Here is a 24,682-nt window from a genome sequence, read left to right on the forward strand (position 1 = left end):
GTCCCTACAGCTTGATCTCGATGTCGACGCCAGCCGGCAGGTCGAGGCGCATGAGCGAGTCGACCGTCTTCGGGGTCGGGTCGATGATGTCGATCAGCCGCTTGTGCGTACGCATCTCGAAGTGCTCGCGCGAGTCCTTGTACTTGTGCGGCGAGCGGATGACGCAGAAACGGTTGATCTCCGTGGGCAGCGGCACCGGGCCCGCGACCTGCGCCCCGGTGCGCGTCACCGTCTCGACGATCTTCCGAGCCGAGGAGTCGACGACCTCGTGGTCATAGGCCTTGAGCCGGATGCGGATCTTCTGTCCCGCCATGGTGGCTTCTGTTCCTTCTCTCGATGCCGCTGTGTTGCGGGTGCCTGTACCGGCTGGCACAGACCCTCTTCGCCCACCCCCGCGGTCGGGCGTGTCGCGCCCTTGGGCCAGGCTCCGCCCCAAGATTCCGGAGCGATCCTGACCGCGGTGGGTCAAGGCGCCGATCGCGCTACCGCGACCTGAACGCCGCGCGAGGGTGGTTGGCGGTTGGACCGCCAACCACCCCACGCCCGACTGCTCTGCCTACCCGGAGGTTCAGCGGAAGCCGAACACGGGCGGCGAACTGTCGTTACGCAACCTGACTAGTATGCCGCACGACCGGCGGCGGGTCTAATCGGGGTTACCCAGCTCACTTGATGATCTTGGTGACGCGACCCGCGCCGACCGTACGGCCACCCTCCCGGATCGCGAACTTGAGGTTTTCCTCCATCGCGATGGGCTGGATCAGCTTCACGGTCATCGTGGTGTTGTCGCCAGGCATGACCATCTCGGTGCCCTCGGGAAGGGTGACGACACCGGTGACGTCCGTGGTCCGGAAGTAGAACTGCGGACGGTAGTTCTGGAAGAACGGGGTGTGCCGGCCGCCCTCCTCCTTGGAGAGGATGTAGACCGTCGCCTCGAACTCGGTGTGCGGGGTCGTGGTGCCCGGCTTGACGACCACCATGCCGCGCTCGACGTCCTCGCGCTTGATGCCACGCAGCAGCAGACCGACGTTCTCACCCGCGCGGGCCTCGTCGAGCAGCTTGCGGAACATCTCGATGCCGGTGCAGACCGTCTTCTGCGACTTCTCGCGGATACCGACGATCTCCACCTCCTCGTTCGGCTTGAGGATGCCGCGCTCCGCGCGACCGGTGACGACGGTGCCACGACCGGTGATCGTGAAGACGTCCTCGATCGGCATCAGGAACGGCTTCTCGGTCTCGCGCTCCGGCTGCGGGATCGCGGTGTCGACGGCGTTCATCAGCTCCAGGAGCCGGCCGGTCCACTCCGGGTCACCCTCAAGAGCCTTGAGCGCCGAGACACGCACGACCGGCAGGTCGTCGCCCGGGTACTCCTGCGACGAGAGCAGCTCGCGGACCTCGAGCTCGACGAGCTCCAGCAGCTCCTCGTCGTCGACCATGTCGCTCTTGTTCAGCGCCACGACGATGTACGGCACGCCAACCTGGCGGGCCAGCAGCACGTGCTCGCGGGTCTGCGGCATCGGGCCGTCGGTCGCGGCGACCACCAGGATCGCGCCGTCCATCTGGGCGGCACCGGTGATCATGTTCTTGATGTAGTCAGCGTGACCGGGGCAGTCGACGTGCGCGTAGTGCCGCGCCTCGGTCTGGTACTCGACGTGCGCGATCGAGATCGTGATGCCGCGGGCCTTCTCCTCCGGCGCCTTGTCGATCTCGTCGAACGGCGTGTACGGGTTCAGGTCCGGGTACTGGTCGTGCAGGACCTTGGTGATGGCCGCCGTCAGCGTCGTCTTACCGTGGTCGATGTGACCAATGGTGCCGATGTTGACGTGCGGCTTAGTCCGCTCGAACTTCGCCTTCGCCACTGGTGTCCTCCTGTGGACTTCTTGGTTCGTTCGCCCCGGTGCGCCAGGAGCGGCGCTTAGGACTCTGTCGACAGCCTTTCCGGCCTGACGGCCGGGAAGCTTTTGTGGGTTCTGCGGCGATGAAGCCTACAGGCCCGGAATTCACACAATCCGACCGAGGTGGTCGCGGTCGGGGATCTCCTCCCGCGACCACCGTCGGATCAGCTCAAGCGAGCGTCACTCACCCGTCGCCTTGGCGATGATCTCCTTGGCCACCGAGGCCGGAACCTCGGCGTAGGAGTCGAACTGCATGCTGTAGCTAGCCCGGCCCTGGGTCTTCGACCGCAGGTCGCCGACGTAGCCGAACATCTCCGACAGCGGCACCAGAGCCCGGACGACGCGGGCGCCGCTGCGCTCCTCCATCGCCTGGATGATGCCACGACGGGAGTTGAGGTCACCGATGACGTCACCCATGTTCTCCTCAGGAGTGGTGACCTCAACGGCCATCATCGGCTCGAGCAGTGCGGGATCAGCCTTGCGGGCCGCGTCCTTCATCACCATCGAGCCGGCGATCTTGAATGCCATCTCGGACGAGTCGACCTCGTGGTACTGCCCGTCGAGCAGCGTCAGCTTGACGCCCACCAGCGGGAAGCCGGCGAGGATGCCGTACTGCATGGCGTCCTGCGCACCCGCGTCCACCGAGGGGATGAACTCCCGAGGGATACGGCCACCGGTGACCGCGTTGGCGAACTCGTAGGTCGGGGCGTCGTTGCCGAGCGGCAGCGGCTCCAGGCTGACGATCACCCGGGCGTACTGGCCGGACCCACCGGTCTGCTTCTTGTGGGTGTACTCGACCTTCTCCACCTTGCGGCGGATGGTCTCGCGGTACGCCACCTGCGGCTTACCGATGTTCGCCTCGACGTTGAACTCCCGGCGCATCCGGTCGACCAGGATGTCCAAGTGCAGCTCGCCCATGCCGGAGATGACCGTCTGGCCGGTCTGGTCGTCCAGCTTGACGCGGAAGGTCGGGTCCTCCTCGGCCAGCCGCTGGATGGCGGTGCTGAGCTTCTCCTGGTCGGCCTTGGTCTTCGGCTCGATGGCCACCTCGATGACCGGCTCCGGGAAGGTCATCGACTCCAGGATGACCGGGTTCGCCGGGTCGGACAGGGTGTCACCGGTCGTGGTCTGCTTCAGACCCTGCACCGCGATGATGTCGCCAGCCTGGGCCGAGCTGCGCTCTTCCCGCTTGTTGGCGTGCATCTGGTAGATCTTGCCGATCCGCTCCTTGCGGTCCTTGGTGGAGTTGACCACCTGGGAGCCGGACTCGAGCGTGCCGGAGTAGATCCGCACGTAGGTGAGCTTGCCAAGGTGCTTGTCCGTCTGGATCTTGAAGGCCAGGCCGGCGAACGGCTCGGACACCGACGGCTTGCGCTGCATCGGGGTCTCGCCGTCGGTGGCCGTACCCTCGATCGCCGGGACGTCCAGCGGCGACGGCAGGTAGGCGACGACCGCGTCCAGCATCGGCTGGATGCCCTTGTTCTTGAAGGCGGTGCCGGTGAGGACCGGGTTGGCCTTACCGGCGATGGTGGACCGACGGATGGCGGCCTTGATCTCCTCGACGGAGATCTCCTCGCCCTCCAGGTACTTCTCCATCACCGCGTCGTCGACGTCGGCCAGGGTCTCCATCAGCTTCTCGCGCCACTCGGCAGCGGAGTCGGCCAGGTCGGCCGGAATCTCCTCGACCGCGTAGTCCTCACCCTTCTGGGTCTCGCCACGCCAGGTGAGGGCGCGCATCTCGACCAGGTCGACCACGCCGATGAAGTCACTCTCGGCGCCGATCGGGATCTGAAGCACCAGCGGAGTGGCGTTCAGCCGGTCGATCATCATCTGCACGCAGCGGAAGAAGTCGGCACCGGTGCGGTCGAGCTTGTTGACGAAACACATCCGGGGGACGTTGTACTTGTCCGCCTGGCGCCAGACGTTCTCCGTCTGCGGCTCCACGCCGGCCACACCGTCGTAGACCGCGACGGCACCGTCCAGGACTCGAAGCGACCGCTCCACCTCGACCGTGAAGTCGACGTGGCCGGGCGTGTCGATGATCTGGATCGTGTGGCCCTTCCACTCGCACTTCGTGGCGGCGGAAGTGATGGTGATACCGCGCTCCTGCTCCTGCTCCATCCAGTCCATGACGGCGCCGCCCTCATGAACTTCACCGATCTTGTACGTGATACCGGTGTAGAACAGGATCCGCTCGGTGGTAGTGGTCTTACCGGCATCGATGTGCGCCATGATGCCGATGTTGCGTACGTTGGCGAGCGCGTCTGCGGCGGCCACTTCAATCCCTACTTATCGTCGTCCCGACACAACTGGTGGCGGCCCCGGCGCCGGTTGGGCGCCGGGACCTCAGGTGTTACCAGCGGTAGTGCGCGAAGGCCTTGTTGGACTCCGCCATCTTGTGGGTGTCCTCACGCCGCTTGACGGCAGCGCCGAGGCCGTTGCTCGCGTCCAACAGCTCGTTCATCAGCCGCTCGATCATGGTCTTCTCACGCCGGGCGCGGGAGTAGGTGACCAGCCAGCGCAGCCCCAGGGTGGTCGCCCGGGCGGGGCGGACCTCGACCGGGACCTGGTAGGTCGCGCCACCGACACGGCGGCTGCGGACCTCAAGGGTCGGCTTGACGTTGTCCATGGCGCGCTTGAGCGTGACGACCGGATCGGTGCCGCTCTTCTCGCGGCAGCCTTCCAGGGCTGCGTACACGATGCGCTCGGCGAGCTGACGCTTGCCGCGAAGCAGGATCTTGTTTACCAGCTGGGTGACCAGCGGCGAGTTGTACACCGGGTCAGCGACCAGCGGCTTACGCGGGGCAGGTCCCTTACGCGGCATGTCAGCTCTTCTCCTTCTTCGCGCCGTAACGGCTGCGCGCCTGCTTGCGGTTGCGGACACCCTGGGTGTCCAGCGAGCCGCGGACGATCTTGTAACGCACGCCGGGGAGGTCCTTCACACGGCCACCGCGGACGAGCACGATCGAGTGCTCCTGCAGGTTGTGCCCGACACCCGGGATGTAGGCGGTCACCTCGACCTGGCTGCTGAGCTTGACACGAGCAACCTTGCGCAGCGCCGAGTTCGGCTTCTTCGGGGTGGTGGTGTACACGCGAGTGCACACACCGCGCCGCTGAGGGGATCCCTTCAGCGCCGGGGTCTTGGTCTTGGTGGTCTTCGCCTGGCGGCCCTTTCGGACCAGCTGTTGGATCGTGGGCACCGGGTTTCTCCGCTCCCTTCGGCCGCTTGTCGCGACCGCGCCGTCTGCCGTAGCCGACCTGATGACCGGCTCTCCTACATTCCGACCAGGGCCACCTCGCGGAGGTCCCGGCACCCGCGGTCGGGCGTGTCGCCCGCTCACGGTCCCGGTCCCGCGCGGTTGAGCGCAGCCCCGGGGGTTGTCACCGACACACGGACGACCGCGCGTCGGTTCCTTTGGCTCAGTCGTGGCGCCTTCCGGAACCGGATGCCGGAACCAGCGCACGCACGAGTTGCCCGGGCGAGCCCGGGCACAAGGGGAAAGAGTACCTACCACAGCCGCGCAGGTCAAAACGGGAGACCCGCCGAACTTCTCACCGCTCGGCGACCGGCTCCGTCGCTCTGCCCGCCCGTGATGGGCACCTACAGATACAAGTGTACCGGCTCCACCGGAAACCGCCCGCCGAGCCCCCTAGCCGACGTCACCAACGACGCCCAGCGTCGCCAGCCGGATCAGGCGGCATCAACCAGCCGGGTCAGGTCAGCGTCAACAGCAGGGCCAGGCCCACGCCCAGCAGGCTCAACAGCAGTCCGACGCCGCCACAACTGATCCCGGCGATGGCCAGACCACGACCGGTGAACCGCACCGCCGGCGGAGGTGCCGGCCGCCGGATCTGACGCGCGCCCAGCAGGCCGGCGACCACGGCGCCGGCCCCGGTGAGGCCGCCTAGGGCGGCGAATGAGCCGGAGGCCCAGACACCGTTCAACCCACCGCCCACCGCACCCACACAGATGACCAGAAACGACACGAGGATGGAGATGATTCCCGCGATCAGTGAGCCGACCGCCAGGCCCGAGGTGACCGGCGGCACGTCGAGGTGCACCATCGCAAACGAGGTACCCGGTACGGGCTCCACCCGGCTCGGCGGTCGGGGACGTTCCTGCGGCGGCGGGACGGAACCACCGCCGCGCCACCCCGAGCCGGCAGGCCAACCCGAGGGCACACCAGCACCCGGCCCACCCGGCGGTCCGGAGGGTACGGGCGCGAATGCGGCGGGTGGTGGCGGTGCGTACCCGGTCGGGAAGTTTGTCGCCGGCGGGCCCGATGGTGTCCACCTGGCCGGTTCCGCCGCTTCGGCCTCCGGACGCCCGGCGCTTGGCCGAGCGGGTTCGCCGCTCTCGGGACGCGCCGGTTCCGTCACAGGATCCTCCTCATCGGCCGCGTCCACCGCCGTGCGGCGGACAACGTCAGGCTACCGTCGCCGGTCAGCTCACCGATGTGCGGCGCGGGAGACGACGCCACGTCAGGTGAGTGCCCGAACGCCTCCCGGACGGGGCGGTGATACCCGCAGGCAGGTGAGACCTCAGTCCACGTTCGGCGCGAAATCGTGGCCGTAGGGTGCCTCGGCGAGCCGGATCACGCCCACCACCACCGCGACGACCACGCTCACCGCGACCAGCACCAGGCCCGCCCAGGCCAGGCTCTCCCCCCGCCGCAGCCACGCCGCGCCGGTGAGAAAACCCCCCGACGCGTACGCCTCGCGGCGCGCCTGTCGGGCCAGCTGAAGCGCCACCATGGCCGGCACAACTCCCCCGATGAACAGTCCGGTAAGCGCACCCATCAGACCGAGCGCGAAGACGGCCCGTGCTTTGGTGGCCCGGACCGGGTCCGGATCGAGCGGATGCCGGGGCGGCCCGGTCGGTGCAGCGACCGGCATCGGTCCGGCGGCGGTCGTCATGCCTCCATCATGCCCCGCGCACGGCGGATCGGTAGAACCATGACCACCGGTACCGACGACGAGGCCCCCGGCGCGGTGCCGGGGGCCTCGTCGTCAGAGCGAATGACTCAGCGGTACGACCCGAAGTCGAAGTCGTCCAGCGGAACCGCCTGGCCGCTGGCCGGCCCGAAGCCGTAGTCGGTTTCCGGGTAGCCGGTCATCGAGTAGACCTTGGCCTTCGCCTCCTCGGTCGGCTCGACCCGGACGTTGCGGTACTTGCTGATGCCCGTACCGGCCGGGATGAGCTTACCGATGATCACGTTCTCCTTGAGACCGATCAGCGAGTCGCTGCGGGCGTGGATCGCCGCGTCGGTCAGCACCCGGGTGGTCTCCTGGAAGGAGGCCGCCGAGAGCCAGGAGTCGGTGGCCAGCGAGGCCTTGGTGATACCCATCAGCACCGGACGACCCGCCGCGGGCTCGCCGCCCTCGGAGACGAGCCGGCGGTTCTCCGACTCGAACAGTGCCCGGTCGACCAGCACACCCGGCAGGAACTCGGTCGAGCCGGAGTCGATGACCGTCACCCGCTTGAGCATCTGGCGAATGATGATCTCGATGTGCTTGTCGTGGATGAGCACACCCTGCGAGCGGTAGACCTCCTGAACCTCCTGGGTCAGGTGGACCTGGACCGCCCGCGGGCCGAGGATGCGCAACAGCTCGTGCGGGTCGATGGTGCCCTCGGTGAGCTTTTCGCCGACCTCGACGTGGTCGCCGTCGTGCGCCCGCAGCCGGACCCGCTTCGAGATCTTGTCGTACACGATCTCCTCGCTGCCGTCGTCCGGGATCACGACGATCTTGCGCGACCGCTCGCCGTCCTCGATCCGGATCCGGCCGGGGGTGTCGGCGATCGGCGCCTTACCCTTCGGGATCCGGGCCTCGAAGATCTCCTGGACACGCGGCAGACCCTGGGTGATGTCCTCACCCGCGACACCACCGGTGTGGAAGGTACGCATCGTCAGCTGCGTACCCGGCTCACCGATCGACTGGGCGGCGATGATGCCGACCGCCTCGCCGACGTCCACGATCTTGCCGGTCGGCAGCGAACGGCCGTAGCACGCACCGCAGACGCCCAGCTTCGACTCGCAGGTGAGCACGCTGCGCACCCGGACGGTCTCGACCCCAGCGGCGACGATCTTGTCGACCAGGATCGAGTTGATGTCCGCGCCCCGCTCGGCGACGACGGTGCCGTCCGGCCCCTTGATGTCGTCGGCCAGGGTACGAGCGTGCACGCTGGTCTCGGCGTGCTCGTGCACCACCAGCCGACCGTCGAGCTGCTGACCGATCTGCATCGGGATGGCCCGGTCGGTGCCGCAGTCCTCCTCGCGGATGATGACGTCCTGCGAGACGTCCACCAGACGACGGGTCAGGTAACCCGAGTCGGCGGTACGCAGGGCGGTGTCCGCGAGGCCCTTACGGGCACCGTGCGTGGAGATGAAGTACTCCAGCACGGACAGACCCTCCCGGTAGCTGGCCTTGATCGGCCGCGGGATGATCTCACCCTTCGGGTTGGCCACCAGACCACGGATCGCCGCGATCTGCCGGAGCTGGAGCAGGTTACCGCGAGCACCCGAGTTGATCATCTTCCACAGCGGGTTCTCCTGCGGCAGCGCGGTGTCCATCTCCTTGGCGACCTCGTTGGTCGCCTTGGTCCAGATCTCGATGAGCTCGCCGCGACGCTCCTCGGCGGTCATCAGACCACGCTGGTACTGCTTGTCGATCCGGTCGGCTTCCTTCTCGTACCGCTCCAGGATCTCCCGCTTGCGCGGCGGAGCGATGACGTCCTCCATGCCGATGGTCACGCCGGACCAGGTGGCCCAGTGGAAACCGGCCTCCTTGAGCCCGTCGAGGGTGGCTGCCAGCGCCACCTTCGGGAACCGCTCGGCGAGGTCGTTGACGATCGCGGAGAGCTGACCCTTGCGGATCTCGTAGTTCACGTACCGGTAGCCCTGCGGCAGGGTCTCGTTGAACAGCACCCGACCGAGGGTGGTCTCCACGGTCAGCGGCTCACCCGGGGTCCAGTCCTCGGGGGCGGTCCACGGCTGCGCGCCGGCACCGTTGTCGACCTCGACCACGTTGCGCAGCCGGATCCTGACCGGTGCCTGCAGGTGCAGCTCACCGTTGTCGTACGCCATCCGCGCCTCGGCGTCCGAGCTGAACGCCCGGCCCTCGCCACGCTCACCGGTGGTGAGGTGGGTCAGGTGGTACAGGCCGATGACCATGTCCTGGGTGGGCATGGTGACCGGCTTGCCGTCGGCCGGCTTGAGGATGTTGTTCGACGACAGCATCAGGATCCGTGCCTCGGCCTGGGCCTCGGCGGACAGCGGCACGTGCACCGCCATCTGGTCACCGTCGAAGTCGGCGTTGAACGCGGTGCAGACCAGCGGGTGGATCTGGATGGCCTTGCCCTCGACCAGCTGCGGCTCGAAGGCCTGGATGCCGAGTCGGTGCAGGGTCGGCGCCCGGTTGAGCAGCACCGGGTGCTCGCCGATGACCTCTTCCAGCACGTCCCACACGACCGGCCGCTGCCGCTCGACCATCCGCTTGGCGGACTTGATGTTCTGTGCGTGGTTGAGGTCGACCAGCCGCTTCATCACGAACGGCTTGAACAGCTCCAGCGCCATCTGCTTGGGCAGGCCGCACTGGTGCAGCTTGAGCTTCGGGCCGACCACGATGACCGAACGGCCGGAGTAGTCGACGCGCTTGCCCAGCAGGTTCTGACGGAACCGACCCTGCTTGCCCTTGAGCATGTCGGACAGCGACTTCAGCGGACGGTTACCCGGACCGGTGACCGGTCGGCCCCGGCGGCCGTTGTCGAACAGCGCGTCGACGGCCTCCTGGAGCATCCGCTTCTCGTTGTTGACGATGATCTCGGGCGCGCCGAGGTCGATCAGTCGCTTGAGCCGGTTGTTCCGGTTGATCACCCGGCGGTACAGGTCGTTCAGGTCGCTGGTCGCGAACCGGCCACCATCGAGCTGCACCATCGGACGCAGGTCCGGCGGGATCACCGGTACGCAGTCCAGCACCATGCCCAGCGGCGAGTTGCGGGTGTTCTGGAACGCCGCCACGACCTTCAGCCGCTTGAGCGCCCGGATCTTCCGCTGACCCTTGCCGGTGCGGATGGTCTCCCGCAGGCTCTCCGCCTCGGCGTCGAGGTCCATGTTCTGCACCAGGGCCTTGATCGCCTCGGCGCCCATGCCACCGGTGAAGTACTCGCCGAACCGGTCGCGCAGCTCGCGGTAGAGCAGCTCGTCGGTGACCAGTTGCTTCGGCTCCAGCTTGCGGAAGGTGTCCAGCACCTCGTCCAGGCGGTCGATCTCGCGCTGGGCCCGGTCGCGGATCTGGCGCATCTCGCGCTCTCCGCCCTCCTTGACCTTGCGCCGGACGTCCGCCTTCGCGCCCTCGGCCTCCAGCTCGGCCAGGTCGGCCTCAAGCTTGGCGGCCCGCTTCTCGATCTCCGAGTCGCGGCTGTTCTCCGACTGCCGCTTCTCGGCCAGGATCTCGTTCTCGATGGTCGAGAGGTCACGGTGACGCGCTTCAGCGTCCACGCTCGTCACGACGTACGAGGCGAAGTAAATGATCTTTTCGAGGTCCTTCGGGGCGAGGTCCAGCAGGTAGCCCAGCCGGCTCGGCACGCCCTTGAAGTACCAGATGTGGGTCACCGGGGCGGCCAGCTCGATGTGGCCCATCCGCTCCCGGCGGACCTTCGAGCGGGTCACCTCGACGCCGCAGCGCTCACAGATGATGCCCTTGAAGCGGACCCGCTTGTACTTACCGCAGTAGCACTCCCAGTCCCGCTGCGGACCGAAGATCTTCTCGCAGAAGAGCCCGTCCTTCTCCGGCTTGAGGGTGCGGTAGTTGATCGTCTCGGGCTTCTTGACCTCGCCGTGCGACCACTGACGGATGTCGTCCGCGGTCGCCAGCCCAATTCGCAACTCGTCGAAAAAGTTGACGTCGAGCACGTTCAATTCCCTCACACGTCGCTTGTTGCGTCAGCAGCTCACCGGGTTCGGTTTCGGGACGGGGTGACCCTCGTAGGGATCAACCTGATCGCCCGGAGTGGGTCGCCCCGCCCCGAAACCCCAACGTCACACTTCCTCGACCGAGCTCGGCTCGCGCCGGGAAAGGTCGATGCCCAGTTCCTCCGCGGCCCGGAACACCTCGTCGTCGGTCTCGCGCATTTCCAGGGCCACACCGTCGCTGGAGAGCACCTCTACGTTGAGGCACAGCGACTGCAGCTCCTTGAGCAGCACCTTGAACGACTCCGGAATGCCCGGCTCGGGGATGTTCTCGCCCTTGACGATGGCCTCATAGACCTTCACCCGGCCGAGGACGTCGTCGGACTTGATCGTCAACAGCTCCTGCAGGGCGTACGCGGCACCGTAGGCCTGCATCGCCCAGCACTCCATCTCACCGAAGCGCTGGCCACCGAACTGCGCCTTACCACCCAGCGGCTGCTGCGTGATCATCGAGTACGGACCGGTCGACCGAGCGTGGATCTTGTCGTCGACCAGGTGGTTGAGCTTCAGGATGTAGATGTAGCCGACCGCGATCGGGTCGGGCAGCGGCTCGCCGGAGCGGCCGTCGAACAGCTGCGCCTTGCCGCTGGCCCCGATCAGCTGCTTGCCGTCCCGGTTGGGCAGGGTCGACGCGAGCAGACCGGAGATCTCCTCCTCACGGGCACCGTCGAAGACCGGAGTGGCCACGTTGGTGTCCGGCTCGGAGGAGTCAGCGCTGATGCTCTGGAGCTGACGCTTCCACTCCGCGTCGTCGCCCTCGACCTTCCAACCGGTCTTGGCCACCCAGCCCAGGTGGGTCTCCAGCACCTGGCCGATGTTCATCCGGCTCGGCACACCCAGCGGGTTGAGCACGATGTCGACCGGGGTGCCGTCCTCCAGGAACGGCATGTCCTCGACCGGCAGGATCTTGGAGATGACGCCCTTGTTGCCGTGCCGGCCGGCGAGCTTGTCACCGTCCTGGATCTTCCGCTTCTGGGCGACGTAGACCCGGACCAGCTCGTTGACGCCCGGCGGCAGCTCGTCGCCGTCCTCCCGGGAGAAGGTACGCACGCCGATGACCGTGCCGGTCTCACCGTGCGGCACCTTCAGCGAGGTGTCCCGGACCTCACGCGCCTTCTCACCGAAGATCGCGCGGAGCAGCCGCTCCTCCGGAGTCAGCTCGGTCTCACCCTTCGGAGTGACCTTGCCGACCAGGATGTCGCCAGGGACGACCTCGGCACCGATCCGGATGATCCCGCGCTCGTCGAGGTCGGCGAGCATCTCCTCGCTGACGTTCGGGATGTCGCGGGTGATCTCCTCCGGGCCGAGCTTGGTGTCCCGGGCGTCGACCTCGTGCTCCTCGATGTGGATCGAGGTGAGCACGTCCTGCTGCACGAGGCGCTGCGACAGGATGATCGCGTCCTCGTAGTTGTGGCCCTCCCAGCACATGAACGCCACGAGCAGGTTGCGCCCGAGCGCCATCTCACCTTCGTCGGTGCACGGACCGTCGGCGATGACCTGGCCGGCCTCGACCCGGTCGCCCTCGAAGACCACCGGCTTCTGGTTGACGCAGGAGCCGGCGTTGGAGCGGCGGAACTTGTGCAGCAGGTACGTACGGCGGTGGCCGTCGTCCTGGTGGACGGTGATGTAGTCGGCGCAGAGGTCCTCGACCACGCCACCGACCTCAGCCACCACCACGTCACCGGCGTCGACGGCGGCACGGTACTCCATGCCGGTGCCGACGAGCGGAGACTCGGCCTTGACCAGCGGCACCGCCTGACGCTGCATGTTCGCGCCCATCAGGGCCCGGTTGGCGTCGTCGTGCTCAAGGAACGGGATCATCGCGGTCGCGACCGAGGTCATCTGCCGCGGCGACACGTCCATGTAGTCCACGGCCGCCGGCGGGACGTCCTCGGTCTCGCCGCCCTTACGACGGACCAGGACGCGGTCCTCGGCGAACGTGCCGTCGGCCCGCAGCGGCGCGTTGGCCTGGGCCTTGACGAACCGGTCCTCCTCGTCCGCGGTCAGGTAGTCGATCTGGTCGGTGACCCGACCGTCGACGACCTTCCGGTACGGCGTCTCGATGAAGCCGAACGGGTTGACCCGGGCGAAGGTGGACAGCGCGCCGATCAGGCCGATGTTCGGGCCTTCCGGCGTCTCGATCGGGCACATCCGGCCGTAGTGCGACGGGTGCACGTCGCGGACCTCGAAGCCGGCCCGCTCCCGGGACAGACCACCTGGGCCGAGTGCGCTCAGCCGGCGCCGGTGGGTCAGGCCCGCCAGCGGGTTGGTCTGGTCCATGAACTGGGACAGCTGCGAGGTGCCGAAGAACTCCCGGATCGCGGCCACCACCGGGCGGATGTTGATCAGGGTCTGCGGCGTGATCGCCTCGACGTCCTGAGTCGTCATCCGCTCGCGGACGACCCGCTCCATCCGGGAAAGGCCGACCCGAACCTGGTTCTGGATCAGCTCGCCCACGGTACGCAGCCGCCGGTTGCCGAAGTGGTCGATGTCGTCGGCCTCGTAGCCGTCCTCACCGGCGTGCAGCCGGCAGAGGTACTCCACGGTGGCGACGATGTCGTCCTCGGTCAGCGTGCCGGTGGTGATCGGCACGCCCAGCTCGAGCTTCTTGTTGAACTTGTACCGACCGACCTTGGCGACGTCGTACCGCTTCGGGTTGAAGAAGAGGTTGTCGAGCAGGGTCTGGGCGTTCTCGCGGGTCGGCGGCTCGCCAGGGCGCAGCTTCCGGTAGATGTCGAGTAGCGCCTCGTCCTGGCCGGCGATGTGGTCCTTCTCGAGCGTGGTCATCATCAGCTCGGACCAGCCGAACTTCTCACGGATCCGCTCGGCCGACCATCCGATGGCCTTGAGCAGCACCGTGACGGCCTGCCGACGCTTGCGGTCGATGCGGACGCCGACCGTGTCGCGCTTGTCGATGTCGAACTCCAGCCAGGCACCCCGACTCGGGATGACCTTGACGCTGGAGAGGTCGCGGTCGGAGGTCTTGTCCGGCTGCTTGTCGAAGTAGACGCCCGGCGAACGGACGAGCTGGCTGACCACCACACGCTCGGTGCCGTTGATGATGAAGGTGCCCTTCGGCGTCATCATCGGGAAGTCACCCATGAACACCGTCTGGCTCTTGATCTCGCCGGTGGTGTTGTTGGTGAACTCAGCGGTCACGAACAGTGGCGCACAGTAAGTGAGGTCCTTCTCCTTGCACTCCTCGATCGAGGCCTTGACCTCGTCGAAGCGCGGAGCCGAGAAGGAAAGCGACATGGTGCCGGAAAAGTCCTCAATGGGACTGATCTCGTCGAGAATTTCCGCGAGACCCGAGCGTGCGTGCGGGTCGTCCGCCGACCGGCCCTGCCAAGCCTCGTTGCCGACGAGCCAGTCGAAGGACTCGTTCTGAATGGCGAGGAGGTTGGGGACCTCGAGGTGTTCGGTGATCCGGCCGAAGGAAACTCGGCGGGGAGCGAATGCGCTCGACGTACGACTGGTCTTCGCAGGGCGGGAAGCTGCCAAGATGCGTCCTTCCGAGGACCGGTGCTGCAGAACGGCTGGTACGCGTGCACTCCAATGACCCCACCAGAAAATATCCATAACCGGACATTTCCGAGCAGGGGTCAAGTCGGAAGGCAGCGCAAACTAGCAGTGTAGCCGAGAGGCTAACCGCTGTCCAGCCCATCCCGCAGGACGTTGCGGAACTGGCCTCGGGACCCGTGGAACAGGTCGTACCGGACCGCTCGGAACGCAACGTTCCCGCAGGGCCGCTTCGGGTGTCTGCGACAGGTGGGTGCTGCCGCTGATCTACCCACGCAGTGGCCGTCGCAAGCGCGGAAGGTCTTGCTGATGTCAGCGTGCCTGTCAGCCCATGGTCGCGTCAAGGGCCGAGATTGCCATCCGCTGCTCTTTCCCACCAACGGACCAATCCGCCTGACGCGTCGACAGATCCGAACGCCAGTTCCACGGCCTGCTCATGCCCGCTGCGCCCGCGTCCACCAGCACGGCGGGCGGCAATCCGTCAGATCGGATCGCCGCCCGCCGCGACATGGTGTGCCCCGGCTCACGTGAGTCAGGACGGCCAGGTGGTGCTCAGGTCACTTGAGGGTGACCTTGGCGCCCTCACCCTCAAGCTTGGCCTTGGCCTTGTCCGCGGTCTCCTTGTTGACCTTCTCCAGGACGGCCTTGGGGGCAGCCTCGACCAGGTCCTTGGCCTCCTTGAGGCCCAGGCCGGTCAGCTCACGCACGACCTTGATGACCTGGATCTTCTTGCCACCGTCGGCGTCGAGGACGACGTCGAACTCGTCCTTCTCCGGCTCGGCCTCGGCGGCGGCGCCACCGCCGGCCGGGGCAGCGGCCATGGCGACCGGGGCGGCGGCGGTGACCTCGAAGGTCTCCTCGAACTGCTTCACGAACTCGGAGAGCTCGATCAGCGTCATCTCCTTGAACGCGTCGAGCAGCTCGTCAGTGCTGAGCTTCGCCATGTCTGGCGTCCTTTCCTAAAGGTTTGACTAAGAACGTGGGTGCGCCGTGGGCCCTCAGGCCGCCTCGGCGCCTTCCTTCTCGCGCTTGTCCTGAAGCGCAGCCGCCAGACGGGCGGTCTTCGACAACGGGGCCTGGAACAGGGCCGCGGCCTTGCTCAGGTTGCCCTTCATCGCGCCGGCCAGCTTGGCCAGCAGCACCTCACGGGACTCCAGGTCGGCGAGCTTCGTGACCTCGGCCGCGGAAATGGCCTTGCCCTCGAAGACACCGCCCTTGATGACGAGCTTCGGGTTGGCCTTCGCGAAGTCGCGAAGGCCCTTCGCCGCCTCGACGACGTCGCCCGAAACGAAAGTCAGCGCGGTAGGACCGGTGAACAGCTCGTCGAGGCCGGAGATGCCCGCGTCCGCCGCAGCACGCTTGGCCAGCGTGTTCTTGGCAACCGTGTAGCTGGTCTCCTTACCGAGCGAGCGCCGCAGCTGGGTGAGCTGGGAAACCGTCAGGCCGCGGTACTCGGTCAGCACGGTGGCACCCGCGCTGCGGAAGCTCTCGGTCAGCTCAGCAACAGCCGTGGCCTTGTCGGCCCGGATCGGCTTGTCCGCCATGTCCCTCCTCTCTCGTTACTCGAGGCTGGTCGCCAGCACAGGCGGGCGCCTGCGACTGGAGCGAGGGCATCGCGACAAACAGAAAGCCCCGGCGCAGGGCGCACGGGGCGAGATGGGCAACGCTCACCGCAGTCGGCGGACCACGGGATGCTGCCGATGTTCGCTTACCGCCCTGCGCGGGTCGCCCGTCTTCGCGGAACCTTCGACCGTGCCAGGGCACGGTGACCAGCGGTCTCTGGGTGGAACTTCACGCACGACAGAATCGTGCGACGTCAACAGGCTACGCGACCCCACCTGTACTCGCCAAATCGCCCCACCTTCGCCCCACCCCGCCCCGTTGATCATCAGGTTAGCCCGATCTCCTCCGGCACCACCTCGCCGGCCCCCGCCGTATCGCCGAAACAGCGGGGTACGCCGTGACTGGACATCGCCGCTTCGGCGATCCGGTGTCGATCACCGCGCTGACCGTCACCGCCGTGCGTCTGTGTAGAGCCGAAGCGCGCGAGCCCCGGCACGCCTGCGACGACGGAAGGGGCCCCGCCATGTCGTGGCGGGGCCCCTTCCGGGCGCTCGTGCTCAGCTGTCGGCCGAGCCTTCCTGCAGGTTCTTCACCACGTTCGGGTCGACCGGGACACCCGGGCCCATGGTGGTGGTCAGGGTGACCTTCTTGAGGTACTTGCCCTTCGCCGCGGACGGCTTGGCCCGCAGCACCTCGTCCAGCACGGCCGCGTAGTTGTCGACCAGCTGGGCCTCCGAGAAGGAGGCCTTGCCGATGATCAGGTGCAGGTTCGAGTGCTTGTCCACCCGGAAGGTGATCTTGCCGCCCTTGATGTCGGACACCGCCTTGGTGACGTCCATGGTCACCGTGCCGGTCTTCGGGTTCGGCATCAGACCGCGCGGGCCCAGGATCCGCGCGATCCGGCCGATCTTGGCCATCTGGTCCGGCGTGGCAATGGCCGCGTCGAAGTCCAGCCAACCACCCTGAATCCGAGCGACCAGCTCGTCGGTGCCCACCTCGTCGGCACCGGCGGCGACGGCCTCCTCGGCCTTCGCGCCGGCGGCGAACACGATCACGCGGGCGGTCTTACCGGTGCCGTGCGGCAGGTTGACCGTGCCGCGGACCATCTGGTCCGCCTTGCGGGGGTCGACGCCGAGGCGCATCGCGACCTCGACCGTGGCGTCGAACTTGACGTTGGTCGTCTCCTTGGCCAGCTTCACGGCCTCGGCGGGGGTGTAGAGCTTGGACCGGTCGATGACCTCGGCGGCCTTGCGGTAGCTCTTGCTGCGCTGCATTTCTGTCTACTCCTGTGGTTTCTGGCGGGCCGCGATGCTCGCGCGCCCTCCCACGATCCGTACGGGTCGGTGGTGGCCGAGGTCAGTCGGTGACGTTCAGGCCCATCGACCGGGCGGTGCCGGCGATGATCTTCTCAGCCTGGTCGAGGTCGTTGGCGTTGAGGTCAGCCATCTTCTTCTCGGCGATCTCCCGCACCTGGGCGCGGGTCACCGAGCCGACCTTCTCCTTGTGCGGGACGCCCGAGCCCTTCTGCACGCCGGCAGCCTTGATCAGCAGCCGGGCGGCGGGCGGGGTCTTCAGCACGAAGGTGAAGGACCGGTCCTCGTACACACTGATCTCGGCGGGGACGATGTCGCCCCGCTGCGACTCGGTCTGCGCGTTGTACGACTTGCAGAACTCCATGATGTTCACGCCGTGCTGGCCGAGCGCGGGACCGACCGGCGGCGCCGGAGTGGCCTGGCCCGCCGGCAGCTGAAGCGTGAACGTCTTGACGAGCTTCTTCTTCTTCGGAGGCATGTCTCTTCCTGGGGCTTGGAACTGGGAATGGTTCGCACCTACACCGCCGCCGGGGGCGCGCACGGTCAGCGCGGGTACGGCGGCAGCGACGTTCTAGGGTAGCGCAGGCCGAGGGCGGCTCACCCACGGAGGTTGGCCGGACGGGCGAACCGAACGAAAACACCGCTGGTGACGACCCCGGGAGGGCCGTCACCAGCGGTCGGTGAATCAGATCTTCGCGACCTGGTTGAAGTTCAGTTCCACCGGCGTCTCGCGGCCGAAGATCGACACCAGCACCTTGAGCTTCTGCTGGTCGGCGTTGATCTCGCTGATCGTGGCCGGCAACGAGGCGAAGGCACCGTCGGTGACCGTGACCGAGTCACCGACCTCGAAGTCGAGGACCTTGACCTCCGGCTTGGCCTTCTTCTGCTCCGTCTCCACGGTTGGCGCCAGCCACTTCAGCACCTCGTCGAGGCTCAGCGGCGCCGGACGGTCGGCCCGGTCCGTGGCGCCCACGAAGCCGGTGACGCCCGGCGTGTTGCGTACGCAGGAGTAAGACTCGGCGGTCAACTCCATCCGGACCAGGATGTAGCCGGGGAAGACCTTGGCCTGCACCTGGGACCGCTTGCCGTTCTTGACCTCGACCTCTTCCCGGGTCGGCACCTCGACCTGGTAGATGTAGTCCTCCATGTCGAGGGACGTGATCCGGGTTTCGAGGTTGGTCTTGACCTTGTTCTCGTAGCCGGCGTACGAGTGCACCACGTACCAGTCGCCGGGCGCGTAGCGCAGCTTCTGGCGCAGCTCGGCGACCGGGTCGTAGTCCTCGTCGGGCGCGGGCTCGGTCATCGCGAACTCCGGCTCGCTGGCGGCCTCGACCGACTCGTCGCCAGCCGCCGTCGCCACCGTGGACTGCTCGTCCGGGGTCTCGGCGGTCTCGTCGTACTCAGGCACGCTCGCTCACTTCCGTCACTATCGGCACAGTCAGCCGGTCAACTGGGGTTGCCGAAGACCCACAGCACGCCCTTCGCGAAGGCGAAGTCAAGGAGGGCCACGATCGCCAGCATCACCGAGACGAACGCGATCACCACGCCCGTGTAGGTCAGCAACTCCTTGCGGGTCGGCCAGATGACCTTACGCAGTTCAGCCACGACCTCGCGGATGAAACGCGCGATGCGACCGAACAGGCCCACCTTCTCGCCATCGGTACGCGTCTTCGACCGGCTGTCGGCGGAATCCGCCTTGGCCCGCTCCCGGGTGGCGGTACCACCCCGGGTAACCGGCTCGTCCGCGTCGGTGGCGTCGTCGTCGGCGCCGTCACTGACGACCTCGTCGTTCAGGCGGTCGTCGTCGGCGTCCTCGCCGCGCCGCTTGTTGTCGGCCACTTCGCCCTCCGTCGCGGGATATTGGGGTCGTACGCGGTTCGCGTACGCGGCGTTTGGTCACGCCAGCCGGACCCAACCGTCCCGGGACGAGCCGCGGCCGGCGGATCAACCGGAAGGCCCGATGCCTCGGAACCTCCCCGCCGATGCCACCACCACGGGCCGGACGCCACCTTTCGGTGGCGCGACCCACGGAACGGTCAGGCCTGAGGCGCAGGGGTGACAGGACTTGAACCTGCAGCCTGCGGTTTTGGAGACCGCTGCTCTGCCAATTGAGCTACACCCCTATGCGGCAACGCTCATCCCCCAGGTCACACGACCAGGCAGAATTCACTTGCCCCACGGCGGACCAGTGTACGGGTACGAACCCGAGTTTCCCAACCGGTCTAGCCATCGCGCCCTGCGGAGCAGGTCAGCCCGCCGTCCGGACGGTGGCCCGCGCCTGCGACAGCACCTTGTCTCCCTGACAGGTTGCGGTGATGTCGAGCCTGGTCAGACCCGTTTCGGTCACCTCACGGACCACCGCGGTCACGACGATCTCGGTGCCGGAATCGTCATCGGGAACCACCACCGGACGGGTGAACCGGACCCCGTAGTCGACGACGGCGTCGGGCGCGCCGGCCCAGGTGGTGACCGCGCGACCGACCAGCGCCATGGTGAACATGCCGTGCGCGATCACCCCGGGCAGGCCGACTCCGGTGGCGAAGCGGTCGCTCCAGTGGATCGGGTTGAAGTCGCCCGAGGCACCGGCGTAGCGGATCAGGTCCGCCCGGGTCACCCGGAACGTCTGGGTGGGCAGTTCCATCTCAGGCCTCCCCGCGTACGACGAGCTTCATCCAGGCAGTGACCACCGGCTCGCCGGCGGTCGTGTGGACCTCGGTCCGACTGGTCACGAAAACGTGGCCACCGCGGCTGGTGATCTCCTCGATGGCGTTGACACAGACCAGCTCGTCGCCGGCCACCACCGGGCGGGTGTACGCGAACCGCTGGTCGCCGTGGAGCACCCGGGTGTAGTCGATGCCGAGATCCGGGTCCTCGATCATCTGCTGATTGGCGGCCATGGTGAGCACGATCGGGAAGGTCGGCGGCGCGACCACGTCCGGGTGGCCCAGCGCTCGGGCGGCCTCCGGGTCGTGGTGGACGGAATCGGTCGCGCCGATCGCGCGCGCGAACTCACGGATCTTCTCTCGGCCCACCTGATAGGGGGCAGTCGGCGGATAGGTCTTGCCGACGAAGGAGTGGTCCAGGGACATGCCGCCGAACCTACACGCAGAACAAGATCGCCGATCCACGCGGTCGGGGCGGCCTGAAGCCGCGCCCTGCGCGTGAACCGGCGATCGTGGTGTCCAGAAGTGCCGGGGCGATGCCCGGCGACGCTCAGCGCGTCTCGCGGTGAACGGTGTGCCGCCCGTCCCGGGGGCAGAACTTCTTCAGCTCGATGCGGTCCGGGTCGTTACGGCGGTTCTTGCGCGTGATGTAGTTGCGCTCCTTGCACTCCACACACGCCAAAGTGATCTTCGGCCGGACATCGGTCGCCTTCGCCACGGCGGAGTGCCTTCCTCGCTAACGGATACAACTACGGCGTCAAAGCCTACGCGCCGCCAGGGCGGACACGCAAAGTGGGCGCCTATGGCGCCCGTCCCACTGACCACCGAGGAACACCCCGGCGGCGGAGAGTAGCGGTGGCCGGACTTGAACCGGCGACACAGCGATTATGAGCCGCTTGCTCTGCCATCTGAGCTACACCGCCGTGGTGGGCCCAGCCGGACCCTCTGAGCCCCCTTACGGAATCGAACCGTAGACCTTCTCCTTACCATGGAGACGCTCTGCCGACTGAGCTAAGGGGGCCTGCGCGATCACTCGGTGGCCGCGCAGAGGTAAGAGTACACGGCCATGCCGTGCTGGTGAAATCGGATCCCCGTTGCCGGCGTACGCCCAGCTCAGGGCACCGCGCGGAGGCGAGGAAGCTCTCGATTCGAGATCGACTCGGGGTCGACCTGGGCGCCGAACCAGGCCTCCAACCGCTCGAACGGCAGGGGCCGACTGAACAGGAATCCCTGCCCGATCTCACAGCCGATGTCCTGGAGCAGCTCCAGGGTCAGCTCGCTCTCCACCCCCTCGGCCACCACTGTCAGCCCGAACTGCTGGGAGAGGGTGACCACGGCGTTGACGATCGCTAGGTCCCCCGGATCGGTCGCCATGCCCTGCACGAAGGAGCGGTCCACCTTCACCTCGTGCACGGGTAGCCGACGCAGGTGGGCCAGCGACGAATTACCGGTGCCAAAGTCGTCCACCGACAACCGTACGCCGAGGTCACGCAGCCGGCGCAGGCTCGGGATCGGCCGGTCGGTGCCGTCGAGCACCCCGGCCTCCTCGATCTCCAACGTCAGCAACTGCGGTGGGACGTCGTACTCGGCGAGGAGTTCCCGGACCCGCTCGGGGAAATGCTCGTCGTTGAGCGTACGCGCGGACAGGTTGACCGCGACGGCGAGCGACTGGCCGCCGTGCGCCCAGTCGCGGCTGTGCCGCAGCCCCTCCCGGAGCACGAACTCGGTGAGCCGACCGAGCTGGCCGGTGTGCTCGGCGACCGCGACGAAGTCCGCCGGTGCGACCGTGCCGTGCGTTGGGTGCTCCCAGCGGGCCAGGCACTCCACCCCGACCAGCCGGCGTTCCCGCAACGTCACCTTGGGCTGGTAGTAGATCTCCAGTTCGCCGTTGTCGAGAGCGTTCCGCAGGTCGCCGGCGAGCCCGAGCCGGCGCAACGAACGCGACTCCAGCGCCGGGTTGTACAACTGCACGCTGCCCGGCACCGACTTCGCGGCGGTCGCCGCCACGTCCACCCGTTGCAGCAGGGTCGCCGGGTCGCTGCCGTGATCCGGGTGTACGACGACCCCGACGGCGGTGTCCACGTCGAGGGTTAGCGCGTCGAAGACCATCTCGTCGCGAATCTGCTCGCGGACCTGGCCCGCGAGTTCCACCGCTGCCTCGGCACTCTCCAGGCGCAGGGTCACCAGGAACTCGTCGCCACCGGCTCGGCCGACCAGGGCGGCCGACGGCACACAGCCCCGCAGCCGGTTCGCAACCTCGGCCAGGACCTTGTCTCCGGCGGCATGCCCCAGCGACTCGTTGACCTGACGCAGCCGGTCGACGTCGAACAGCAGCAGCGCGACCACCTCGCCCGGGGCCCGGATCCGGACCGCCTCGGCAAGCGCGCCGAGGATCCGGCGCCGGTTGGGCAACTTGGTGAGCCCGTCGTGGTACGCGTCGTGGCGCAGCCGGTCGACCAGTCGGGAGTTCTCCAGTGCGACCGCAGCGTGGGCGGTGACCGTCTGGAGGACCGGCACGTCCGCCGGACGGAACGAGTTGACGTCGCCGAGGCGGTTCGCCACCTCCAGCGTGCCGATGATCGCCTTGCCCGAACGCAGCGGCACCACAATCACGTCCTTGGCCGTCCGCCCCAACGACTCCCGCAGCGCCGGGTCGGCGCCGAACCGGCTGCCCACCGCCACCGTCGCCTGACGGGCCACCGCCGCGTCCCGCAGCGCCGGCGGGGTGAGCGCCGAGTCGAGCAGACCGGGCTTGCCCTCCTGGGCGGTCAGCAGAACCTCCGGATGACGCCCCTGGGCGGGCAGCCAGAGAGTGGCGTACTCGGCCTGCATCAAACCGCGGATGCGGACCAGCAGTGCGTCGATGAGGTTGCCGTCCGACCCGCTCTCGGTGATCGCCTTGGTCAGCTCGTACATCTCCGTCAGCGTGCGGTGCTGCCGAATGACCTGTGTGTACGTGTCGTAGACGAGCGCGAACGCCACGGCGAGACCGGCGAAGAGGAGAAGCGCCCACGGCGTGCTCTCCAGGCAGATGATGATCAGGATGCCGATGGAGAGGTTGATCGCGACGGTGAGCGACATCGGCGGGACCGCCCGGATCAACTCCCGGCCGGACTGCCAACCCTGCACGACGGAGATCACCGCGACCACCGCGACGAACCCGACGAGAGCATGCGTGCCGATCGCCGCGAGCAGCAACCCCCAGGTAGCGGGCCCGGGACCGTCCGGGGTCGGCAGGACCGTGTAGACCGTCGTGGCCAGGGCGGTCGCCGCCGCCGCGAGGGCCACATTGAACCAGAGCTTCGGCGGTAGCAACTTGCGGCGCAACTGCACCACAAGCGTGGCCACGGTGTACGCCAGCACCACCGACAGCGGTGGCAGCACGTAAAGCGCGACGACGAGCGGAATCTCGGTGAAGGTGGTGCCGAGCGCCTGCCGGCGTACCACCACGTTGATGGTGGGGATCGCGGCAACGATCATCGCCACCGTGAGCAGCAGCGTAAGCAGCCAGTCACCCAGTGCGGGCCGAACGGTCAGGCCCAGCAGAAGTGCGAAGAGGACCGCACAGAGCGCGAGCGGAGCCGTGATCAGCCAGGCCCGCTCGGTCCGTCCGCGAGAAGAGCCAGACCTCGGCGACGTCATGGCTCTCCTCGCGACGTGGGGTGCTGGAGGTGGCGAGCCCGGTCAGGACGGGAAGCGCGTCAGCGCACCTGCGTGCCCAACTTCGGCATCTGCCATTCGATGCCGTGGGTCCGAACCTCGAACTCGCTGGCGACGCCGGCCGCGACCACCAGACCGGAGACAAGCAGAAGGGAGCCGAATAGCCGGCCCAGACGGTGAGCAGACATGTGCGCTCCTGGCGGGGTGACGGTTGTGCGTGACGGGGCTCTCCGATGGTGCCACAGCCAGCCCGGCAGTGGAAAGTTCACGAACCCGATGTTGGTGGGGTTATCGCTTGGCGCGACTTGTCCACACCCCTCCGCACCACATCCGGCCAGGTCAGGGCCGCCAAGACGAGCGCCTGACTGGAAGAAAGCACTAACCGCGCATACGCCGCTTAGACGGCTTAGCGGGTCTAGCGGACAATGGCGAGAAACCTTCCTGACCAGCCAAAATGGATGGCAGTGCCATAGCACCACCGCGAGCACCCAGTCAACGCGCCCCGGCGACCGCCTCCCCCAGTCGCCGCCCACCCCACCACGCGTCCAACGGCCAGCTCTCATTCCAACATCCCCGCAGACGACAGGAGTCGGAGCCGCACCACGACCAGAGTAGGCGCGACATACCAGTTCAGTCACCCCCATGAATGGATGATTCAGCCGCTCAGTCAGGACAGACACCGCTGACGAGGCCGTGAACATGTGCCGAGGCCCAGCAAGGACCCCCTCGCCCACCTACCGGACACCGCCATCGGTGTGAAGTGTCGGATCACGTACGCCGCGTCGACAGCGTGCTTGCCTGCGACGGAGCATCGAGAAGTTCGGGTGGCTCCCACACGCTGAGGCAGTTACCGCCGCTGGACGCAGTCGGACTCCGCGGGAACGAATGAGAACGGCCCCTGATCAGCATCTCTGCTGGTCAGGGGCCGCATCTGCACCTGGTGGCGGGTAGAGGATTCGAACCTCTGTAGCTTTCGCGACGGATTTACAGTCCGCTCCCATTGGCCGCTCGGGCAACCCGCCAGGGCGTACCCCCGCACCGTGGTGCGGCGGCGGAAGCAAGGATAGCGGCTCCTCCCGGCTTCGGCGCAACCGGGTACCGTC

General features: G+C 67.4%; 20 protein-coding genes and 4 tRNA genes. All 24 read right to left on the reverse strand.

Going from position 1 to position 24,682, the window contains the following annotated elements:
- Nucleotides 1–4 precede the first annotated feature (4 nt).
- The 24 genes from rpsJ to AB0M35_RS09605 all read right to left on the reverse strand — a co-directional run bounded on the left by rpsJ (nucleotide 5) and on the right by AB0M35_RS09605 (nucleotide 24,601).
- Entirely contained in the window at nucleotides 5–313 is a 309-nt protein-coding gene (gene rpsJ / locus AB0M35_RS09490; RefSeq protein ID WP_007073037.1) for a 30S ribosomal protein S10, read from the reverse strand.
- Between the two features lie 349 nt (nucleotides 314–662).
- On the reverse strand, nucleotides 663–1,856 hold the full coding sequence (gene tuf, locus AB0M35_RS09495) for an elongation factor Tu (protein WP_102658909.1): 1,194 nt from the start codon (nucleotides 1,854–1,856) through the stop codon (nucleotides 663–665).
- A 216-nt stretch (nucleotides 1,857–2,072) separates the two neighbouring features.
- The gene (gene fusA, locus AB0M35_RS09500) at nucleotides 2,073–4,169 is read right to left on the reverse strand and encodes an elongation factor G (RefSeq protein ID WP_363743478.1); all 2,097 of its coding nucleotides are present in this window, start codon (nucleotides 4,167–4,169) and stop codon (nucleotides 2,073–2,075) included.
- A 76-nt stretch (nucleotides 4,170–4,245) separates the two neighbouring features.
- Nucleotides 4,246–4,716, reverse strand: coding sequence for a 30S ribosomal protein S7 (rpsG, locus tag AB0M35_RS09505; protein WP_077938296.1), 471 nt, complete (start codon nucleotides 4,714–4,716; stop codon nucleotides 4,246–4,248).
- A gap of 1 nt (nucleotide 4,717) precedes the next feature.
- Nucleotides 4,718–5,092: a 30S ribosomal protein S12 gene (gene rpsL, locus AB0M35_RS09510; protein WP_013735958.1), complete on the reverse strand. Its 375-nt coding sequence runs from the start codon at nucleotides 5,090–5,092 to the stop codon at nucleotides 4,718–4,720.
- A gap of 514 nt (nucleotides 5,093–5,606) precedes the next feature.
- Complete coding sequence (locus tag AB0M35_RS09515) at nucleotides 5,607–5,987, reverse strand: hypothetical protein (protein ID WP_363743480.1); 381 nt, start codon at nucleotides 5,985–5,987, stop codon at nucleotides 5,607–5,609.
- A 447-nt stretch (nucleotides 5,988–6,434) separates the two neighbouring features.
- Nucleotides 6,435–6,809 carry a hypothetical protein gene (locus AB0M35_RS09520; RefSeq protein WP_363743481.1) on the reverse strand — a complete coding sequence of 125 codons (375 nt, stop codon included), beginning with the start codon at nucleotides 6,807–6,809 and terminating at the stop codon, nucleotides 6,435–6,437.
- A gap of 107 nt (nucleotides 6,810–6,916) precedes the next feature.
- The gene (locus AB0M35_RS09525) at nucleotides 6,917–10,804 is read right to left on the reverse strand and encodes a DNA-directed RNA polymerase subunit beta' (protein ID WP_363743823.1); all 3,888 of its coding nucleotides are present in this window, start codon (nucleotides 10,802–10,804) and stop codon (nucleotides 6,917–6,919) included.
- 126 nt (nucleotides 10,805–10,930) lie between these two features.
- Nucleotides 10,931–14,362, reverse strand: a complete 3,432-nt coding sequence (locus AB0M35_RS09530; protein WP_363743483.1) for a DNA-directed RNA polymerase subunit beta — start codon at nucleotides 14,360–14,362, stop codon at nucleotides 10,931–10,933.
- A 575-nt stretch (nucleotides 14,363–14,937) separates the two neighbouring features.
- Complete coding sequence (gene rplL, locus AB0M35_RS09535; protein ID WP_363743485.1) at nucleotides 14,938–15,324, reverse strand: 50S ribosomal protein L7/L12; 387 nt, start codon at nucleotides 15,322–15,324, stop codon at nucleotides 14,938–14,940.
- 54 nt (nucleotides 15,325–15,378) lie between these two features.
- Nucleotides 15,379–15,924 carry a 50S ribosomal protein L10 gene (gene rplJ / locus AB0M35_RS09540; RefSeq protein WP_013735964.1) on the reverse strand — a complete coding sequence of 182 codons (546 nt, stop codon included), beginning with the start codon at nucleotides 15,922–15,924 and terminating at the stop codon, nucleotides 15,379–15,381.
- 576 nt (nucleotides 15,925–16,500) lie between these two features.
- Complete coding sequence (gene rplA, locus AB0M35_RS09545) at nucleotides 16,501–17,217, reverse strand: 50S ribosomal protein L1 (RefSeq protein WP_363743487.1); 717 nt, start codon at nucleotides 17,215–17,217, stop codon at nucleotides 16,501–16,503.
- A gap of 82 nt (nucleotides 17,218–17,299) precedes the next feature.
- Nucleotides 17,300–17,734, reverse strand: a complete 435-nt coding sequence (gene rplK, locus AB0M35_RS09550) for a 50S ribosomal protein L11 (protein WP_363743488.1) — start codon at nucleotides 17,732–17,734, stop codon at nucleotides 17,300–17,302.
- A gap of 207 nt (nucleotides 17,735–17,941) precedes the next feature.
- Nucleotides 17,942–18,664, reverse strand: a complete 723-nt coding sequence (gene nusG / locus AB0M35_RS09555) for a transcription termination/antitermination protein NusG (protein WP_363743490.1) — start codon at nucleotides 18,662–18,664, stop codon at nucleotides 17,942–17,944.
- A gap of 38 nt (nucleotides 18,665–18,702) precedes the next feature.
- Nucleotides 18,703–19,095 (reverse strand): preprotein translocase subunit SecE, encoded by a 393-nt coding sequence (gene secE, locus AB0M35_RS09560; protein ID WP_363743492.1) that lies wholly within the window; start codon nucleotides 19,093–19,095, stop codon nucleotides 18,703–18,705.
- A gap of 211 nt (nucleotides 19,096–19,306) precedes the next feature.
- A tRNA-Trp gene (locus AB0M35_RS09565) sits at nucleotides 19,307–19,379 on the reverse strand.
- Nucleotides 19,380–19,504: 125 nt separating this feature from the next.
- Nucleotides 19,505–19,897, reverse strand: coding sequence for a MaoC family dehydratase (locus AB0M35_RS09570; RefSeq protein WP_363743494.1), 393 nt, complete (start codon nucleotides 19,895–19,897; stop codon nucleotides 19,505–19,507).
- A gap of 1 nt (nucleotide 19,898) precedes the next feature.
- Nucleotides 19,899–20,345, reverse strand: coding sequence for a MaoC family dehydratase N-terminal domain-containing protein (locus tag AB0M35_RS09575; protein WP_363743496.1), 447 nt, complete (start codon nucleotides 20,343–20,345; stop codon nucleotides 19,899–19,901).
- A 124-nt stretch (nucleotides 20,346–20,469) separates the two neighbouring features.
- Nucleotides 20,470–20,637, reverse strand: coding sequence for a 50S ribosomal protein L33 (gene rpmG / locus AB0M35_RS09580; RefSeq protein WP_007073056.1), 168 nt, complete (start codon nucleotides 20,635–20,637; stop codon nucleotides 20,470–20,472).
- Between the two features lie 132 nt (nucleotides 20,638–20,769).
- Nucleotides 20,770–20,842 (reverse strand) — tRNA-Met (locus AB0M35_RS09585).
- A gap of 25 nt (nucleotides 20,843–20,867) precedes the next feature.
- Nucleotides 20,868–20,940 (reverse strand) — tRNA-Thr (locus tag AB0M35_RS09590).
- A gap of 92 nt (nucleotides 20,941–21,032) precedes the next feature.
- Nucleotides 21,033–23,561, reverse strand: coding sequence for a bifunctional diguanylate cyclase/phosphodiesterase (locus AB0M35_RS09595; protein WP_363743498.1), 2,529 nt, complete (start codon nucleotides 23,559–23,561; stop codon nucleotides 21,033–21,035).
- A 59-nt stretch (nucleotides 23,562–23,620) separates the two neighbouring features.
- Entirely contained in the window at nucleotides 23,621–23,767 is a 147-nt protein-coding gene (locus AB0M35_RS09600) for a hypothetical protein (protein WP_363743500.1), read from the reverse strand.
- A gap of 750 nt (nucleotides 23,768–24,517) precedes the next feature.
- A tRNA-Tyr gene (locus tag AB0M35_RS09605) sits at nucleotides 24,518–24,601 on the reverse strand.
- Nucleotides 24,602–24,682: the final 81 nt, after the last annotated feature.

This window comes from Micromonospora sp. NPDC051196, assembly GCF_040682415.1.
In the GTDB taxonomy this organism is placed as follows: Bacteria; Actinomycetota; Actinomycetes; order Mycobacteriales; family Micromonosporaceae; genus Micromonospora.

Bases quoted from the DNA above. Each gene is read 5' to 3' on its own strand.
- rpsJ (WP_007073037.1), bottom strand. From the start codon at position 313: ATGGCGGGACAGAAGATCCGCATCCGGCTCAAGGCCTATGACCACGAG.
- rpsG (WP_077938296.1), bottom strand. From the start codon at position 4,716: ATGCCGCGTAAGGGACCTGCCCCGCGTAAGCCGCTGGTCGCTGACCCG.
- AB0M35_RS09520 (WP_363743481.1), bottom strand. From the start codon at position 6,809: ATGACGACCGCCGCCGGACCGATGCCGGTCGCTGCACCGACCGGGCCG.
- rplL (WP_363743485.1), bottom strand. From the start codon at position 15,324: ATGGCGAAGCTCAGCACTGACGAGCTGCTCGACGCGTTCAAGGAGATG.
- rplJ (WP_013735964.1), bottom strand. From the start codon at position 15,924: ATGGCGGACAAGCCGATCCGGGCCGACAAGGCCACGGCTGTTGCTGAG.
- rplA (WP_363743487.1), bottom strand. From the start codon at position 17,217: ATGCAGCGCAGCAAGAGCTACCGCAAGGCCGCCGAGGTCATCGACCGG.
- rplK (WP_363743488.1), bottom strand. From the start codon at position 17,734: ATGCCTCCGAAGAAGAAGAAGCTCGTCAAGACGTTCACGCTTCAGCTG.
- AB0M35_RS09570 (WP_363743494.1), bottom strand. From the start codon at position 19,897: ATGGAACTGCCCACCCAGACGTTCCGGGTGACCCGGGCGGACCTGATC.
- AB0M35_RS09575 (WP_363743496.1), bottom strand. From the start codon at position 20,345: ATGTCCCTGGACCACTCCTTCGTCGGCAAGACCTATCCGCCGACTGCC.
- AB0M35_RS09595 (WP_363743498.1), bottom strand. From the start codon at position 23,561: ATGACGTCGCCGAGGTCTGGCTCTTCTCGCGGACGGACCGAGCGGGCC.
- AB0M35_RS09600 (WP_363743500.1), bottom strand. From the start codon at position 23,767: ATGTCTGCTCACCGTCTGGGCCGGCTATTCGGCTCCCTTCTGCTTGTC.